The organism is Mesorhizobium sp. M1396 (assembly GCF_040317725.1).
Classification (GTDB): Bacteria; Pseudomonadota; Alphaproteobacteria; order Rhizobiales; family Rhizobiaceae; genus Mesorhizobium.
On record NZ_JAMYLA010000001.1, the window covers coordinates 103594 to 119284 of the forward strand.

15 protein-coding genes and 1 pseudogene are annotated in these 15691 nt (G+C 62.7%); 3 read left to right on the forward strand and 13 right to left on the reverse strand.

The window, feature by feature from the left end; translation table 11 throughout:
• The first annotated feature begins 88 nt into the window (after positions 1-88).
• The gene (locus NKH02_RS00475; protein ID WP_352875573.1) at positions 89-1417 is read left to right on the forward strand and encodes a dicarboxylate/amino acid:cation symporter; all 1329 of its coding nucleotides are present in this window, start codon (positions 89-91) and stop codon (positions 1415-1417) included.
• Positions 1418-1482: 65 nt separating this feature from the next.
• Here the strand turns inward: NKH02_RS00475 and NKH02_RS34485 are convergent.
• The 13 genes and pseudogenes from NKH02_RS34485 to NKH02_RS00540 all read right to left on the reverse strand — a co-directional run.
• Positions 1483-1617 (reverse strand): annotated as a pseudogene (locus NKH02_RS34485) (ABC transporter); the annotation flags it as partial.
• Positions 1610-2632: an ROK family protein gene (locus NKH02_RS00485; protein ID WP_352875575.1), complete on the reverse strand. Its 1023-nt coding sequence runs from the start codon at positions 2630-2632 to the stop codon at positions 1610-1612. The gene NKH02_RS00485 and the pseudogene NKH02_RS34485, both read right to left, overlap by 8 nt.
• A complete protein-coding gene (locus NKH02_RS00490) occupies positions 2629-3351 on the reverse strand; it encodes a ribulose-phosphate 3-epimerase (RefSeq protein ID WP_352875577.1) in 723 nt (240 codons plus the stop codon). The genes NKH02_RS00485 and NKH02_RS00490 overlap by 4 nt, the downstream gene beginning before the upstream one ends.
• Before the next feature lie 8 nt (positions 3352-3359).
• The gene (locus tag NKH02_RS00495) at positions 3360-4181 is read right to left on the reverse strand and encodes an alpha/beta fold hydrolase (protein WP_352875579.1); all 822 of its coding nucleotides are present in this window, start codon (positions 4179-4181) and stop codon (positions 3360-3362) included.
• A complete protein-coding gene (locus NKH02_RS00500; protein ID WP_352867276.1) occupies positions 4181-4999 on the reverse strand; it encodes a sugar phosphate isomerase/epimerase family protein in 819 nt (272 codons plus the stop codon). The genes NKH02_RS00495 and NKH02_RS00500 overlap by 1 nt, the downstream gene beginning before the upstream one ends.
• Entirely contained in the window at positions 4999-6075 is a 1077-nt protein-coding gene (locus tag NKH02_RS00505) for a Gfo/Idh/MocA family protein (protein ID WP_352875581.1), read from the reverse strand. Before NKH02_RS00505 ends, NKH02_RS00500 begins: the two co-directional genes overlap by 1 nt.
• Before the next feature lie 11 nt (positions 6076-6086).
• A complete protein-coding gene (locus NKH02_RS00510; protein WP_352875583.1) occupies positions 6087-6908 on the reverse strand; it encodes a sugar phosphate isomerase/epimerase family protein in 822 nt (273 codons plus the stop codon).
• Positions 6909-7111: 203 nt separating this feature from the next.
• Entirely contained in the window at positions 7112-7954 is an 843-nt protein-coding gene (locus NKH02_RS00515) for a carbohydrate ABC transporter permease (protein WP_352875585.1), read from the reverse strand.
• Positions 7955-7959: 5 nt separating this feature from the next.
• On the reverse strand, positions 7960-8856 hold the full coding sequence (locus NKH02_RS00520; protein WP_352867287.1) for a carbohydrate ABC transporter permease: 897 nt from the start codon (positions 8854-8856) through the stop codon (positions 7960-7962).
• A gap of 138 nt (positions 8857-8994) precedes the next feature.
• Positions 8995-10242 carry an ABC transporter substrate-binding protein gene (locus tag NKH02_RS00525; protein WP_352875587.1) on the reverse strand — a complete coding sequence of 416 codons (1248 nt, stop codon included), beginning with the start codon at positions 10240-10242 and terminating at the stop codon, positions 8995-8997.
• Between the two features lie 109 nt (positions 10243-10351).
• Complete coding sequence (locus tag NKH02_RS00530; RefSeq protein WP_352875589.1) at positions 10352-11497, reverse strand: ABC transporter ATP-binding protein; 1146 nt, start codon at positions 11495-11497, stop codon at positions 10352-10354.
• A gap of 90 nt (positions 11498-11587) precedes the next feature.
• Entirely contained in the window at positions 11588-12538 is a 951-nt protein-coding gene (locus tag NKH02_RS00535) for a PfkB family carbohydrate kinase (protein WP_352875591.1), read from the reverse strand.
• A 3-nt stretch (positions 12539-12541) separates the two neighbouring features.
• Positions 12542-13342: a beta/alpha barrel domain-containing protein gene (locus NKH02_RS00540; protein WP_023756676.1), complete on the reverse strand. Its 801-nt coding sequence runs from the start codon at positions 13340-13342 to the stop codon at positions 12542-12544.
• 162 nt (positions 13343-13504) lie between these two features.
• Between NKH02_RS00540 and NKH02_RS00545 the strand changes: the two genes are divergently transcribed.
• Together NKH02_RS00545 and NKH02_RS00550 are read left to right on the forward strand one after the other, a co-directional pair.
• Positions 13505-14266, forward strand: a complete 762-nt coding sequence (locus NKH02_RS00545) for a DeoR/GlpR family DNA-binding transcription regulator (RefSeq protein WP_352875593.1) — start codon at positions 13505-13507, stop codon at positions 14264-14266.
• Between the two features lie 266 nt (positions 14267-14532).
• Complete coding sequence (locus tag NKH02_RS00550) at positions 14533-15681, forward strand: Gfo/Idh/MocA family protein (protein ID WP_352875595.1); 1149 nt, start codon at positions 14533-14535, stop codon at positions 15679-15681.
• The last annotated feature ends 10 nt before the right edge of the window (positions 15682-15691 follow it).

A 15691-nucleotide genomic window follows, 5' to 3' on the forward strand; every position in this document is an offset into this window, starting at 1 on the left:
TCCTTGCAGCGGCGTGCGACCGGAGCGCCGCGATGGGAGAAGTCACGCAGGGCGGTCCATTTTCGCCCATCCGGCCAGGGAGAGTTCGATGCACATCGCAGATCATTCAGGCGCGGCTTCCGCGCGGCGCAAGCCTTTCTATGCCCAACTCTACGTGCAGGTGCTCGTCGCGATCACCGTCGGCATCCTGCTCGGCCATTTCTATCCGTCGGTCGGCGAGAGCATGAAGCCGCTCGGCGACGCCTTCATCAAACTGGTCAAGATGATCATCGCCCCGGTCATCTTCCTGACGGTGACGACGGGAATTGCCGGCATGAGCGACCTGCAGAAGGTCGGGCGTGTCGCCGGCAAGGCGATGCTCTACTTCCTCACCTTCTCGACCCTGGCGCTTGTCATCGGCCTTGTCGTGGCCAATGTCGTGCAGCCGGGCGCCGGCTTCAACATCGACCCGGCGACGCTAGATGCCTCGACCGTAAGCACCTATGCCGCAAAGGCGCATGACCAGTCGGTCACCGGCTTCCTGATGAACATCATCCCGACGACGATCGTCGGTGCCTTCGCCGACGGCGACATCCTGCAGGTATTGTTCTTCTCGGTGCTGTTCGGCATTGCGCTGGCGCTGGTCGGCGACAAGGGAACGCCCGTCCTCAATTTCCTGCAGGCGCTGACGACGCCGATCTTCAAGCTGGTCAGCGTGCTGATGAAGGCAGCCCCTATCGGAGCCTTTGGCGCCATGGCATTCACCATCGGCAAATACGGCATCGGCGCGGTCATCAACCTCGCCATGCTGGTCGGCACTTTCTACGTGACGTCGTTTCTATTCGTCTTCGTCGTGCTGGGTGCGGTCTGCCGCTACAACGGCTTCTCCATCCTGTCCCTGATCCGCTACATCAAGGAAGAACTGCTGCTGGTGCTGGGCACCTCCTCGTCCGAGGCAGCCCTGCCCTCGCTGATGGAGAAGATGGAGAAGGCCGGCGCCAAGCGCTCGGTGGTCGGTCTGGTCATTCCGACCGGCTATTCCTTCAACCTCGACGGCACCAACATCTACATGACGCTGGCTGCGCTGTTCATCGCGCAGGCAACCAACATCCACCTGTCGATGGGCGACCAGATCCTGCTGCTGCTGGTTGCGATGCTTTCCTCCAAAGGCGCCGCCGGCATCACCGGGGCAGGCTTCATCACCCTTGCCGCCACGCTTTCGGTGGTTCCGGCTGTGCCGGTCGCCGGCATGGCGCTGATCCTCGGCGTCGACCGCTTCATGTCGGAATGCCGGGCGCTGACCAACTTCGTCGGCAACGCCGTCGCCACGCTGGTGGTGGCGCGCTGGGAAGGCGAACTCGACGAGGCCAAGCTGGCGAGAGCCCTGGCGGGCACGGCGGACGACAGCCTGCCGGCGGACGTCGTTCCCGCCGAGTAATCCGTGCGGTTTGATACCAGCAATGGCCGGAGGCATGCTGCCTTCGGCCGTTGTCGTTCAGGTCGCAGCGTCGACTTTCCGCAGCCGGACGGGCCGACGAAGACGACGAACTCGCGGTCACCGACATCGATGTCGACGCCCTTGATCACCTCGGCATTGCCATAGGACTTGCGCACGCCGCGCAGCTTGAGCTCAGCCATTGAAGTCCCTCCTCGTGTCCGGAAATGTGCTTGGGCCGACAGGCATGCGGGCGGCAATCGTGCCCACATCATCGAACAGGATGAGGCTGGCGGCGCCGACCAGCCCGGCATGGCGGCCGAGTTGGGCCTGAACGACCGGCACGTCGCGATAGGCGCGCATGGCGCGCTGCCTGATGGTCGCCTCGATGGTCGGCAGCATCAGGTCGAGCCCATTGGCAATGCCGCCGCCGACGACCAGCACATCGGGCGAATAGAGATGCAAGAGGTTGGTGAAGCCAATGCCCAGCCAGCGGGCTTCCTCGTCCAGCAAGGCCGAGGCAAGACCGTCCCGCAGCCGTGCCGCCTCGACGACATGGCGGCCGGTCACCTCCGCGTCGCCTGAGAGGTGCCGCAAGCTCGAGCCATCGCTGGCGGTTGTCGCAGCGGTGGCGCGGCGGCCGAGCGCTGTGCCCGAGGCGATCGCCTCGAAGCAGCCGACGACGCCGCATATACAGCGTTCGCCTTCATTGGTGATGGTCATATGGCCGATCTCGGCGGCAAGGCCACGGCGGCCATGCAGGATGCGCCCGTCGACGACGACACCGCCGCCGATGCCGGTGGAAACCGTGACGAAGACCAGCGAGCGCGCGCCATGGCCGGCGCCGAAGCGCCATTCGCCGAGTGCCGCCGCATTGGCGTCGTTCTCCAGCCGCACCGGCAGGCCGAGCCGCCGTTCGAGGATGTCGGCAAGCGGTACGTCCAGCCAGCCGGCAAGTGTCGGCGGGCCAACGGCGATGCCGGCCAGCGGATCGAGCGGTCCCGGCGCGCCGACGCCGACGCCGACGACTGCAAGCGCCGGCGCCTCGGCATGGACGGTTGCCGCAAGTGCCGCGATCTGATCGACAATCACATCGGGGCCGGCCTGCGCCTGCGTCGGCACCGCCGCGAATGCCAGGATCTTGCCGTCGCGGTCGACCAGGGCGGCGCGAAGCTCCGTCCCACCAAGATCGATCGCAAGGGCGGCTTGTATTGTCATGCCGCGACCTTCAATCCGTGCAGCCAGCCGATGCGGCCGGCGAGATCCTTGTCGCCGAAGGCGAGCGAACCGAGAACCACGGTTTCGGCACCGGCGGCACGCAGCAGCGGCACGGTCTCATGGCGGATGCCGCCGTCAGCCGCCAGAACCACTTCCGCCTCGCGGCCGGCCTGCCTCAGGATGGCGCGGGCAGTGCCCAACCGGTCGCAAGCCTTGTCCGACAGGCTCTGCCCCTTGACGCCGATCGCCGTACCCAGAAGCGTGACGAACGCGACCTCGGAAACGAAAGGCGTCACCGTCTCGACCGGCGTCTCCAGCCTGAGCACGACGCCGGCCTCGGCGCCGAGTTCCCGCGCCAGCCGCACGGCGCGCAATCCCGCTTCGCCATTCTCGGCATGGACGCTGATCATGTCGGCGCCGGCTTCGATGAACTGGCGCGTCTGCGCCTCGACGATTGCTTCATCGACCATCAGATGGACATGGACAGGCTTGGCCGTCAGCCTGGCGATGCGGGCGACGAGATCGGGAAAGAACAGGAAGGACGGGGCGAAATGCCCGTCCGCCACATCAATGTGATGAAGATCGACATAGGGCTCGATGCGCCTGAGATCGCTCTCGAAATTGGCGAGGTCGGCGGACCACAGCGAGAATTCGGCGATCATGCGATCGCGTGGCAATGCGGCGATAGCGGCCGGGCCTGAGACGAGTTTCGAGATCATGACTGGTCCTAGTTGTTGAAATTTGTGTCGAGAAAGCCCGCGATAGCAGCGCGGATTTCGGCGAAATGGCGATCCTTGTCGGTGGCCTTCGGCGTCACCTTGACAAAGGCGGCGTTGGGAATAGCGTCGGCAAGGCTGCGGGCGGTCGCCAGCGGATGGACGAGATCGACACCGCTGCCGATGACGAGTGTCGGGATTGCCAGGCCGGCGGCCGCTGCTCGCGTCACGCCGGGCCCATCGTTTGCGATCGCTTGCATCACCTCGGCGAAGACGGCCGCGTTGTCGCGCGCGAAGAAGCCGAGCAGCGAGGCGAGATTATCCGGCGCTTCTTTGCGAAAGCGGGCGGCAGTCGCGGAAGCCGCGAAGGCATCGCGCGCTTCATCCAGTGGACGACTGCGAATGAGTTCCGCCACTTCCGCGTAAGGGCGCATGTTTTGCGGTGCCGCGTCGAAAGCCCAGGCCGGGCGTACAAGGATGAGGCCGGTGACACGGTCCGGATACCGGGCGGCAAGCTGCAAGGCGATCGCCGCGCCCATCGAAATGCCGCCGGCGACGAAACGGTCGACGCCGGCGGCATCGGCGGCGGCCAGCACGTCATCGGCGAACATCGCGATCGAAAAGGGCCGTTTGGTGCCGGCGCCGGAATCGCCCTGCGCGCGGCATTCGACGGTGAGCCGGCGGTATGACGGCCTGTCGGGAAAATTCTGCGCGACCTGCGCTGCATCACCGCCAAGGCCATGCTGGAAGATGACGGGAAGCCTGCCCTGCCCCGTGTCGAAGACACGAAGCGATGCATCATCGCGCAGCAGGATCGACGGTGCGGAGCCCATCAGAGCAGCCCTCGCAGGAAGGCAGCGACGCCGGGGGCTTCTTCCGCGGACAGGCCGTGGGTGACGAGCGGGCCGTCGAAGCCCGCTGCCTTCAGCCGCGCGACAAAATCCGGGAAGTCGACGATGCCTTGTCCTGCGGTGGCAAAGCGGCCGTCGCCAAAGCGGTCCTTGGCGTGCGCCATGGCGATGTGGCCGGCGGCCCCGTCGATCGCGGCGGCGACGATGGCGCGCGCCTCGTCGGGCGTGGCTTGTTCGAACAGGTTTGCCGGATCAAGCACGATCTTCAGGTGTTTCGATCCCATCTCGGCGATCAGCCTTGTCGCGTCCCTGGCGGAAGTGACGATGTTGGCTTGCTCAGGCTCGATGCCGAGATCGACGCCGGCCTCTTCGGCCAGCGCCAGCGCCTTCGCCATCTCGATGGCCATGTCGGACCACGCGGCCGGCGTGGCATTGTCGGGGTGATACGCCCACTGATCGGCTGCGTTGCGCGAGCCGGTGCAGAGTGTGACCAGCGGGATGTCCAGGGCAGCAGCAACCTCGATGACGACGGCGAGACGCCGAAGGCCATCGTCGCGCACTGCCTTGTCGGGATGCGCCATGTTGTAGGTGCCGGAAAGTGCTGCAAGTGAGACGCCGCTCGATTGCGCGGCAGCGCGGATGGAAGCGACGGCATTTGCCGGCATCGCATCCGGCATCGACGGCAGGCCGGCGCAGGCGAGATTGAATTGCGTCGTCTCATAGCCCGCTTGCCGAACGGCCGCGAGCACCGCGGCCGGCTCGGTACCGGGAAAGGTCTTGGCGAAGATGCCGAGACGCATCAGACCGCTCCTGAAACCGAAGCGAGTTCGACCCGCTCGCCAGTCTCCACCGAGCGGGCGATAGCGACCATGGCGCGGATCGACGCGATGCCGTCCTCGACATTGGCGCCGCGCATCGGCGTGCCTTCCAGTACGGTTTGGGCAAGACCTTCCAACTGGCGGCGGAAGAAATGGCCGTCGGCGCCGAGCGGCTTGTGGGCAGTGGCGGTCTTCTCGTGAAAGATCTCAACCTCACTGGCACGGAAGTACCAGGGGTTGAATGTCTTGGCGATGACCGAACCGTTCTCGCCATAAAGCTGAAAACCTTCGTGCCAGTCCATCCGTACTGCGACGGTCAGGTCGAGATGGCCGAGCGCGCCGCTGGCGCACTCGGTCTCGACGAACCAGCAATAGGCACCGAAGCGTTCGTTGAGCCGGGCGCGCACGGCGACGATCTCGCCGCACAGGAACCGCGCCGTGTCGACGAGATGCGAGCCGTGCGCCAGCATGAAATACTGCCGCAAATCGGCCTTCGGATTGCCTCCCGGTTTGCGCGCCAGCTTGCTGGTGACGGGCAGCGGCTGAACGGCGTCGGTGTTGGTGTAGCGATGGGTGGAATCGCAGTACCACGCCTTCAGCGCCAGCACCTCGCCGATCTCATCGCGGACAAAATCGCGCGCGGCCTCCAGCGCCGGATCGAAGCGCTTCATGTGCCCGACCTGCAGAACTTTGCCCGAGCGCCTGACTGCTTCGGCCAGCGCCTCGCCCTCCTCGACCGAGGTGCCGATCGGCTTTTCGCACAGAACATGCTTGCCGGCGTCGAGCGCCTTGATGGACATCGGCACGTGATAGGCGTCCGAGGTGGCGACGATCACCGCCTCCAGTTCCGGATCGGCGAGCATCGCGTCATAGTCGCCATACATTTTTTCGGGCTCGTAGGTGGCGCCCATGCGCGCGAGCAGGTCGGGTGCCGCGTCGCAGATGGCGTAAAGGTCGGCATTGCCGGCCTTGACGCAGGATTCCAGATGCGCGAACTGCGCGATGGGGCCGCAGCCGAGCACGCCGACCCTGAGGCGTCTGTCCTGTTTCTTGATCATCGTCTCGTTCTTCAGGCGCCGTAGGAGCGCATTGTCTGGCGGTTGGTCTTGACCGCGCCGGCGGGATCGGCGGCGGCCGTGTCGGATTCCTCCTCCAGCACCAGCCAGCCGTTGAAGCGTGGCGCGGTGCCGGCAATCTCGATGACATCTGGCGTGTCGCAGACGCCCTTGCCGAGCATCGCCCAGGTGCCGTTGGCATCGACGTCCTTGAGGTGGATGTAGCGGATGCGGTCGCGATAGGTGCGCAGCGTGTCGGACATGTCCTTGTGACCACGCAGGATATGGCCGGTATCCGGCACCCAGCCGACCAGATCGCGGTCGAGCAAGGCAAAGATCGTGTCGTAGTCGGCGCGGTCGAACAGCAGCGTGTTGTGGTGCGAACTCGGATGCACCGCGACATCCACACCGGCCTTGCGGCCGATCTCGGCGGCGCGGTTGTAGAATTCGGCTGCGATGGCGAACTTATCGTCGCGCGGGCCGTCGGACACCACGGTTGCCGAGCCCATCGAGACCAGCGCATTCGGGAAGGTGGCGGCGAAGTCGATCCAGACTTTGGCGGTCTCGAGATCGGCGCCGATTTTCTCCTTCAGCGTAAAACCACTGTTCGAGCCGAAGGCGAAGGAGACCAGCGTCAGCCCGGACGCGTTCAGCGCGGCGGCGAACTCCGACGGCTTGCCGGCATACTGGCCGATCATGGTGTCGGTGATCTCGATGCCGGCATAGCCGCCATCGGCGATCGCCTTCAACAGATCGTCCGGGCCGCCGGTGAACCGGTCTCCCAGCATTTCCCAGGTGAAGGTCTGGCAGCCGACTTTGAGGTCTTTCACGTTCATCCTTTCATTCCTTGCCTATTCCTTGATGCGCCCTGCGTCAGCCGTTCGATGATGTGGCGCGGGAAGAGTGCAGCACGAGCACGATCGGCGGAACAGTGACGACGGCCGCGGCCGCGGCGATGCCGCCTGCCAGCAGACAGGGCCCAATCATCGATGGCGATAGGCGGGGGCCTGCTCCTTCGGTTCTCCTTGGGATGGACATCCTACTTGACCGAGCCTGCGGTCATGCCGGCGAGGAAATACCTTTGGGCAACTAGGTAGATGAGCAAGAGCGGTAGCGAGCCGAGCACGCTCATCGCCATCATCTGGTTCCATTCGAAGGCGTGCTGCCCCATCAACAGCTGGATGCCGATCGGGACGGTGCGCATGGACGTTGACTTCGTCAGCGTCAGCGCAAAGAGAAATTCGTTCCAGCACAACAGGAAGGTGTAGACCGACGTCGCCACGATACCAGGCAGTGAAATCGGGACGATCACCCGCCAAAGCGCTGTCCAACTGGTGCCGCCATCGACAGCCACGGCTTCATCGAGATCGCGAGGCAAGGTGTTCAGATATCCCGTCATCAGCAGGATCGCGTACGGCAGTGTAAACACCAGGTAAGTCAGGATCAGTGCGACGTAGGTATCAAAGATACCGTATGAGACGACAAGCCCGAAGAAGGGGATCAGAAGTGTGATTGGCGGAATCGTCTGCGTGCTGATGATGAGTGTGTTCAGGCTGCCCTTGCCGCGGAAGTCGAAGCGGCTGAACCCGTAGGCCGCCAGCAAGGCGATCAGCACCGTTAGCACGGTCACCGCTCCCGCCACGAAATAGCTATTGAAGAAGAAGCGCAGTTTTACCGGGTCGCCAAGGATGGCTGCATACGCTTCCAACGTGAAGGCCTTTGGCAGGATGGTTGGTGGCAGGGCAAAGATTTCGGTATTCGATTTGAACGAACTGCTCAGCATCCAGTAGATCGGGAATGCCGCGAAAAAGAGCCCCGCAGCAAGCGCTAGATGGAGCGCGACGGTGATCAGCCTGTCTTTCGGCGTATGCCTTTTCCTCATGGTGACTACCGAGCCTTTTGATAGCGAATATAGAACAGCGTCAGGCCGAGAGAGATCAACAAGATGACCACAGCGCTCGCCGAAGCTTGCGACAGGTTGTAGCTCGAAAACGCCAGCTTGTACGTGTAGGTGCTGAGGACCTCGGTCGAGTAGATCGGGCCACCGCCGGTCGTTATCCAGATTAACGGGAAGACCTGCATGGTCCAGATGAAGTCGAGCAGCGAGATGCTGATGATGATCGGCATCAGCATCGGGATGGTGATGAAGATCAGCTTCTGGTAGGCTTTTGCTCCGTCGATATCGGCGGCCTCGTAGAAATCCTTGGGAATGCCCTGCAAACCCGCGAGCAGGCTGACCATGAAGAGCGGATAGCCCGCCCAGATATTGGCGAAGGTGACGGCGTGCAGCGCGGTCTCAGGCGAGGAAAACCATTCGACCTTGGAACCGATGACGCCGATTTGCATGAGAATGCTATTCACGACACCGTTCGGCTCAAGCAGGAGGCGCCAGATTACGGCGATAATCACCGCGGTGAACAGCCAGGGCAGTATGTAGAGCACGCGCAGAATATTGCGCAGCGTCGGATTGATGCGGTCGCTGTTCAGCATGAGCGCGAAGACCATGCCGATGGTCATGTGGAAAATGACACTCATGCATGTGAAGTAGAGCGTGTGCCACAGCGAAGCCCAGAACACGGGATCGTCGAAGATCGCCTGGTAGTGTTTCAGTCCGGCAAAGGATGGGTCACGACGCAGCACCGCGCTGTTCTGGAACGAGTAGGCAATCACCGTCACCATCGGCAGCAGCATCAGAAGCCCGATTATGAGCAGCGAGGGCGACAGATAGAGGTAGGGTGCGACCGCTCGTTTCAGCTTGTGGTGGGAGCGCTTTTGCCGGGTCATGTGCCAACCTTGGGATACGCCTTCAAGAGAAGGTAAGCTTCGGAAACAGGTCCATCTCAAATTGCCGATCCGTTGTTGCCGGGTGGCCTGCCCTATGTCAGGCAACCGGGTCGAAGATAGCAAACGGGAACAGGCCGATCAGAATTTCGCCATCCAGCCCTTCTGAGCGGTGGCTGCGGCCTGTTCCGGAGACTGCTCGCCGGCGAGCATCTTCTGGGCTTGCACGTCGAACTGGGTCATCAGGTCTTCAGCCACCGGCAGGCCCGTGAACTCATTGGCGAGATAGCCGGTCTTGAAGATTTCAAAAGCCTTGCCGAAAGCCTTGTCCGAGGTCACGAAATCGGGCTTGGCGTTGACGTTGCCCGGGAAGGCGTTTGCAAGCGACACGAGCTTGGCGTTCACCTTTTCACTCATCAGATATTGGACGAGTTTCCAGGCCTCTTCCTGATGTTTCGAGGCAACAGAGATGCCGATGCCCCAGGAGGCATAGGGAAGGCCGCGCTTGCCGGTATAGTTCTCCACGACCGGGACCGGGATGAGGTCGAAGTTCAGCTTGGGATTGCGCTTGCGGATGAGGTTCACATGCGCGAGCGAGTCGATCATCATCCCGACGCGGTCGTTGACGAATTCCTCGACCTTTTCCTGCTCGGTCTTGGTGGCAATGCCGGGCGAGATGGTGCCGGCGTCGTTGAGTGATTTGACGAAGGCGAGCATATCCACCACCGGTTTGCCCTCAAGGTCCGGCTTGCCGCTCGCCATCATCGACTGACCCGAAGCCCAAACCCACGACATCATGTCGTTCTGGACGCCGGATGGCGTTTGCAGCGACAGGGGCAGCACCCAGCCATACTGGTTCTTGTCGGCGTGCGTCATCTTCTTGGCGGCTTCGAGAAACTCCGCACGGGTCGACGGCAGCTTGGTCACGCCTGCCTGGGCGGCGAGGTCCAAATTCACGAAGACCGGATAGACGAAGGAAGCCACGGGAAACATCACCGCCTTGCCGTCCACCTTGATGATGTCCGCGACCTGGCTCTTGTCGAAACCGCTCGCATCCATCATCGGATTCATGTCGGCGAGTGCGTTCTGCGCATTCAGATTGTTCACCCAGGCACCGTCGAGCCCGACGACGTCGCTGAGCGTTCCGGTTGCAGCACCAACCGAGATCTGGTCTCGCGTGGTCGCGTAGGGACCGCTGACCAGCGTCACCTTGATACCGGGGTTTGCGGCCTCGAAGTCATCCATGATTGCCCTGAGCGAGCCAGCCGGCAATTCGGGCTCCCACCATTGGGTGAATTCCAGCGTCGTATCCGCCATGGCTCCGGTTGCGCCAAGCAACCATGCGGCCGCGGCTATTTTCAGCATCGTGGGCTTTATACGAAACGTCATTTTCTCCTCCTTCTTTATATTCGACCGCACAATGCGGCCGATCGTCTGTTATTCAGAAGTCTTCTTATGCAGGCGCCTCACCCTCGCCCGCGGGTCTTGTCGCGGATATTCAGATCGCCAGATGCGTCTCGGGATCGAAGAAATGGAGCTTGGCGTCATCCAGGGCCAACCTGATTTCCTCGCCGGAGCGGACTGTGCTGACCGGTTCGAATTTCGCCACCGCATTCGACGCCAGGCCGAAATCCTGCACCGCGTCAGGGTCGCCGGAGTCCACCCGGACCGCGTCGATGTTGAGATGAACGATATGTTCGGATCCGAGTTCTTCGATCGAGGTCACCTTTGCCGGTATCGTCTGATACTTGCGGCCGGATTCGAGGCTGCTGTCATAGAGATCCTCCGGTCGTATCCCGAACACGACCTTGCGCCCCGCATACGACCTCAAGCCCGAACTGCGGACGAAGGCTGCATCCTGCAGCCGGATGGCTAAGGCGCCGGACATCAGTTCGTCGCCCGTCAGGGTCGCCTCGAAAAGGTTCATCGAAGGAGACCCGATGAAGCCGGCAACGAAGGCGTTCACCGGCAATTCATAGAGCCTCTTGGGTGTGTCTACCTGCTGCAGCACGCCGCCTTTCAACACCGCGACCCTGTCGCCCATCGTCATGGCTTCGGTTTGGTCGTGGGTCACATATATGGTCGTTACGCCGAGCTGCTTTTGCAGACTGGTGATTTCGGCGCGCATTTGAACACGCAGTTTCGCGTCCAGATTGGAAAGGGGTTCGTCCATGAGAAAGGCTGCCGGCTCGCGCACCATGGCGCGGCCCATGGCAACCCTTTGACGCTGTCCGCCTGAAAGGTTCGCGGGTTTGCTGTCCAGCAGAGACGTCAGTTGAAGGGTTTTGGCGATCTCGCCCACGCGCTTTTTGCGCTCGGCCTTCGGCTTGCCTGCCAGCCGCATCGAAAAGCCGATGTTTTCGAACACCGTCATATGCGGATAGAGGGCGTAGCTCTGGAAGACCATCGCGATGTCGCGGTCCTTGGGCGGCATGTCGACAACGTCGACTCCGCCGATTCGAAGGCTGCCGCTGGTGACGTCCTCCAGTCCCGCGATCATCCGCAACGCGGTGGATTTGCCACAGCCGGACGGCCCGACGAGAATCAAAAACTCGCCGTCCTCGACCGACAGGTTCAATTGGTCGATTGCGTGAAAATTGTTCCCGTATGTCTTGCAGATATTCTCAAGAACGACTTCTGCCATATTCCTCCCTCTCACAAGTCTAAGCCACTGATTTTTATGATTGTCCTCTGCTTATGTTCACCTGCGAAATATTTCCTCGGATAGTTCGGGCTATGTTCCGGTATGGAGCCGCGCATACTTCAGTTCGACTGCCGACGGCGCGTTCGTCGATGCCAGGAGTTCCGTGACCTGGTCGTTGTTCGGAAGCGCCTCGCGCCCGCCCCGCCCCGTTATCGAAAGGGCCGCCGCCGCGGCCGCGAAGGCGACCCGGCCTGCGGTGTCGGCCCCGCGCGTCAATGCAAGGGCATAGGCGCCATGAAAGCAGTCACCGGCGCCGGTCGAGTCGACGACGGCAACCCGGTACGGAGGCAAGTGCCAGAGCCCTGTCTCGCCGCGTCCGCGATAGAAGACACCCCTGCCGCCATCCGTCAGAACCACGGCGGACCGCGACGGCAACCACAATGCATCTAGTATCTCGGCCGGCGAGCGGCGGCCCGTGGCGGCCCGCGCAAAGCCGAGCGGAAGAATGAGATGGTCGCAGAGCCCGATCAGTCTCTCGGTGGCTGGGCCGCGGCTCCATTCGACATCGCCGAGGATCGCAAGGCCGAGATCGCGAGCCCGAGCCACGACATCCAGCGACCCGATCCCGTAACTATCGACGATCAGGACGGTCGCGCGGCTGAGAACCTCGTCCGGAAAGTCCGGCGCGGTGCCCAGCATCGCTTCGTCGTCATACGCGATGAACCGCTCCCCATCCGAACCGACGGTGATCCGCGAGCGCACCGGGCGGGCGTGCGGGTGGCGCGGCGCGAACGCGGTTTCAACGCCGCTCGCAACGAGATCGCACAACACGGCGTCGTCGGCGGCGCTGCCCAGCCATCCGACGAAGCCGGCGGTTCCGCCGAGCCGCGCGACGGCGGCAAGTGCCGTCGCGACATTTCCCCCGAAAGCCCGGGCACTTTGCAGAACCTTCCCCTTGCCCGCCGACAACGGCTGATCGACATAGACGATGTCGTCGATCGCAATAGCTCCGAAGCCGAGGATTGAAGGGACGGTGGGCATCGTTCAGGCACCCGCCTTCGCCAAGGCGTCTTGCGCCGAAAGGCCGTCGTGGATGACGCCCCGAAAGGCAATCGCTGCCTTTTCCGGATCGCCATGCCCCCAGAGATTGCGGCCCACCACGGCACCGCGCGCGCCGGCACGGATGGCGTCCGCCGTCTGCTGAAGGGCGCCGAGCAGCGTGTCGGTCTTCGGACCACCGGCGATCACAACCGGCACCGGGCAGGTCCGAACGGTCTCTCGAAACGACTCGAAATCGCCCGTGTAACCGATCTTGATCACATCGACGCCGGACTCGTAGCCGATGCGTGCCGCATAGGCGATCTCGTCGGGGGTGAAGACGATTTTTGCCCCGTCGGTGAAATCGCGAGGGTAGATATGCGCCACCACCGGCATGCCGTAACGGGCCGCCGCATTCACCGAATCGGTCAGCCAGCGTATGTATTTGCCCTCGGTCGCGCCGCGCACCGGAATGGCCACGGCCAACGCATCGGCGCCAGCGCGCACCGCATCCTCGGGCGTTGCAATCAGTTCACTGATGCGATCGTCTGGGGTGAAGCAGCCGGCCTGGATCACCAGGGAAGCCTTGCCCGCGTATTGCGGCCACAGATGGCGCGCGGTGCCCGGCTGGATGCTGACGTAGTCGGGTTTGCCTACCATGACGCGTGCAAGCGCGCCCGGCAGGTCGGCAAGACCTCCTTTGCGCACGTCGCCATAGCCGACAAAGTGGTCGACCGCGCCGCCAAAAAGATTCCCCGATGGATGTGAGAAGAGGCGCGCCAGGCGCACCTTGGTTCCGAGGCTCATGAGTCCAAAACTCTCCAATCGATTGAATTCAAAATCCCTGGATCAGTGTTTGCGAAAGAAAGGATAAATGCAATCTTTCGAAAGCTTTCGAATTTGCGTATTTTTGGTAGAGTGAACCGAGGCCAGGGCGATCGCCTGGCGCATGGAGGCAAGGACAGGGCAATGTTGTCAGAGCAGAGACGCCAATCGATCCTGGGTGAAGTGCAACGCAGCGGACAGGTTCGCATCAAGGACCTGTCAGACGATTTTGGCGTGTCGGAAGTCACGGTGCGCTCCGACCTCGAGATACTGGACCGCAAGGGACTGCTGACCAAGACCCGTGGCGGCGCGGTGACCCGGACCACAGATTCGACCACGGCCGCGTTCGCCAGGCGGATGCAAACGAACCTCGATGCAAAGAAACGCATCGCCCGGGCAGCGATAGAACTGTTCGAGGACAACCAATCGGTCATCTTCGACGGCGGCTCGACATTGATGCAGGTTGCCATGCTGTTACCGCCGCTCAGCAATGTCGTGGTCGCGGCCACGGCGATGAATATCGTGCAGCATCTGATGCATCGGCCCGGGCTCGACGTTCACATGATCGGTGGCCGGGTCTATCCAGACACGGTGAGCACGCTGATCACCGATGCCGACACGGCTCTCGGCGGCTTGGTAGCGCATCAGGTCTTTGTTGGAGCGCATGCGATTGACTCGTCACTGGATGTGGTCGACGTGAACGAAGACATGGCGCGAACGAAGCGAAACCTCGTGCGCATGGCCCGGCGCGTTGTCCTTCTTGCGGATTCGAGCAAATGGGGCGTCAGCGGGACCTCCAAGGCCTTTTCGCTGTCGAGCGTCGATGTTGTGATTACCGACGATGACCTGTCCGGCCCGATACGCAGCCAGCTTGATAGGACCGGGGCCAAGGTGATCTATGCCTGACCCCGTCGCCGTCCCTGGCCGCGACGGAGATATCCAATGCGCACATGACCCACAGGCTTAGCACCGGCAGTCGGCCGTTTTTCATGTCTGTCATTTTCTCCTCCTAGGGCTGGCAGCCTCCCGATATCGCGCCAGCATTTTCGCATGTTGTATAAAAATTTTACGCGCGTCAATATTTAAAATGTTGTATAGCCCCTGCGAAGGCGATCCGTTGCCGGCTGGGCGAATCCGGCAGACCATGACCGCGTTGGGAGGTACGATCGAAAATGCACGGGAAAACAAAGACGAAACTCGGGATCGGCGTCGTCGGATGCGGCAATATCTCGATGACCTACCTGCGCAACGCCGCCCTCTTCGGCGGGATCGAATTGCGCGCCTGCGCCGATATCTCGGCCGACATGGCGGCGGTGCGGGCGAAAGAATATGGCATCCGGGCGCTCGGCGTCGATGCGCTGCTGGCCGACACCGAGATCGATCTTGTCCTCAACCTGACCATTCCGGCGGCGCATTTCGACATTTCGTTTTCAGCACTTTCCGCCGGCAAGCACGTCTTCACCGAAAAGCCGCTCGCCACCTCGGCCGCCGACGGACAGCGCCTGGTCAACGAGGCGAGGTCGCGCGGCCTGCTGCTCGGCTCGGCGCCCGACACCTTCCTGGGTGCCGCCGGACGCCGGGCGCGCCGCCTGATGGACGAGGGTGCCATCGGTCGCCCGGTCACCGGCACCGCCTTCATGATGGGCCGCGGCATGGAGCACTGGCATCCCAACCCGCAATTTTACTACCAGCCGGGCGGCGGCCCGGTGTTCGACATGGGCCCCTACTATCTAACCATGCTTGTCAATCTGCTCGGTCCGGTCGAGCGCGTCATGGCGATGGCGACACGCGGTCAGGAGGAGCGGCTGATATCCGCCGAAGGGCCATTCAAGAACACCACATTCAAGGTCGGCACCCCGACCAACGTTTTGTCGCTGCTCGAATTCCGCTCCGGCGCGACTGTCACCTTCGGCGCCTCTTGGGATGTCTTTCGCCATTCCAACCATCCGATCGAGCTGCACGGCACGGAAGGCTCGCTGCGTCTGCCCGACCCCGATACGTTCGGCGGCACCGTGTCGCTGTCCGAGCGCGGCACCGAGTGGAAGGATTTCGCCAGCGAAGGCGAGCTCTATGGCGCTCGCAACTGGCCCTATGCGGTGCCCGACCGGGCCAATTACCGCATGCTCGGCGTCGCCGATCTGGTGCGCTCGCTTCAAACCGGCAACACGCCACGCGCCTCCGGCAGCCTCGCGCTGCATGTGCTGGAGATCATGGAGGCGATCCTGCGCTCCGGTGAAACACAGGGCTCGGTCGCCGTCTCGGGCGATGTCGTCCAACCGGCCCTGCTGACCGAGGAAGAGGCAAGCGACCTGCTGGCCTGAGGACATGACC